Annotated in this window: 1 protein-coding gene; it reads left to right on the top strand. The window is 73.3% G+C overall.

What is annotated here, in order from left to right; all coding sequences use genetic code 11:
• The coding region (locus tag C667_RS22770) for an alkaline phosphatase D family protein (protein WP_004387978.1) at positions 1–1,559 on the top strand (1,559 nt) is incomplete at its 5' end.
• Positions 1,560–1,639 lie beyond the last annotated feature (80 nt).

Below are 1,639 nucleotides of genomic sequence, written 5' to 3'. Positions count from 1 at the left end.
ACGGCGGCGACGGCCTCGTGCGCGTCGACCGCCTGCTCGGCGAGCTGATCGCGCGCGGCGCCACCGACGCCGAGCCGGTGCCCGGCCCCGACGGCCTGCCCGGCTGGCCCTCGGCGCTCGTGATGACCGGCGACCAGATCTACGCCGACGACGTCGCTGGCCCCATGCTGGGCGCGATCCACGCCCTGCTCGACCGCCTCGCCCTGCCCGCCGAGCGCCTCGAGGCCGCAGGCGAGACCGGTGTGCAGGACGCCGACGCGCTGCGCCGCCACCCCGCCTGCTACTACCGGCGCGAGACCCTGCTGCCCCGGCACAAGCGCAACTACGCCCTGCTCGAGGTCCTCTTCGGCGGCGTGGAGAAGCCGGTGTTCACCTCGGCGAGCGCACACAACCACCTGATCACGCTGGCCGAGGTGCTGGCGATGTACCTGCTGGTGTGGTCGCCCGCGCCCTGGAAGGGGCTGCGCGTGGCGCCGCCGCCCGGCCTCTGCGCCGAGGACGCCGCGCTGTGGGCGAAGGAGCAGGGCCTGATCGAGGCCTTCGTCGCCGACCTGCCGGCGGTGCGGCGCGCGCTCGCGCATGTGCCGGTGGCGATGATCTTCGACGACCACGACGTCACCGACGACTGGAACCTGAGCCGCGAATGGGAGGAGGTCGCCTACGGTCACCCCTTCTCGCGCCGCGTGATCGGCAACGCGATCGTGGCCTACGCGATCAACCAGGCCTGGGGCAACCGCCCCGACGCCTTCGACGACGCGCTCTTCGAGCATCTGCAGCGCAGCCTGGACGCGCCCGGCGCGCAGGCGCACGACGACTGCATCGACGCCCTGCTGCGCTTCGAGGACTGGCATTACACCTGGCCGACCACCCCGCCGATGGTGGTGATCGACACCCGCACCCGGCGCTGGCGCTCGGAGCGCACCGCGCGCCGCCCCTCCGGGCTGATGGACTGGGAGTCGCTCACCGACCTGCAGCAGGTGCTGCGCGGCCTGCCCGCGGTGCTGCTGGTGTCGCCGGCGCCGATCTTCGGCGTGAAGCTGATCGAGACCATCCAGCGCATCTTCACCTGGTTCGGCCACCCGCTGATGGTGGATGCGGAGAACTGGATGGCGCACCCGGGCTCGGCGCAGGCCATCCTCAACATCTTCCGCCACCGCCGCACGCCGCGGAACTTCGTCGTGCTCTCGGGCGACGTGCATTACTCCTTCGTCTACGACGTCGAGCTGCGCGGCCGCGTGCGCGGGCCGGACATCTGGCAGATCTGCAGCAGCGGCGTGCGCAACGAGTTCCCGCCGCGGCTGCTCGGGGTGCTCGACCGCCTCAACCGCTGGATGTATTCGCCGCGCTCGCCGCTCAACTGGTTCACCCGTCGCCGCCACATGCGCGTGACCCCGCGCCGCTACGAGGGCGCCGCGCGCGGCCGCCGCCTGCTCGGCGGCGCCGGCATCGGCCTGGTGGAGCTCGACGCCGAGGGCGTGCCCTGGCGCATCCGCGAGTTGCTCGCCGACGGAGCGACGATCGCCTTCGAGCGCGAGGAGGACTTCTCGCGCTGGGCATGAACGCCACGGCGCCCGCGGCCGCCCGGCGGCCGCGCCGGCCTCAGCGCACCGCCTGCAGCTCCCACACCCCGGCCGGCGGC

Source organism: Thauera phenylacetica B4P, from assembly GCF_000310225.1.
In the GTDB taxonomy this organism is placed as follows: Bacteria; Pseudomonadota; Gammaproteobacteria; order Burkholderiales; family Rhodocyclaceae; genus Thauera; species Thauera phenylacetica.
The sequence above is the reverse complement of the archived record's forward strand: the minus strand, read 5'-3'. Positions and strand labels throughout refer to the sequence as shown.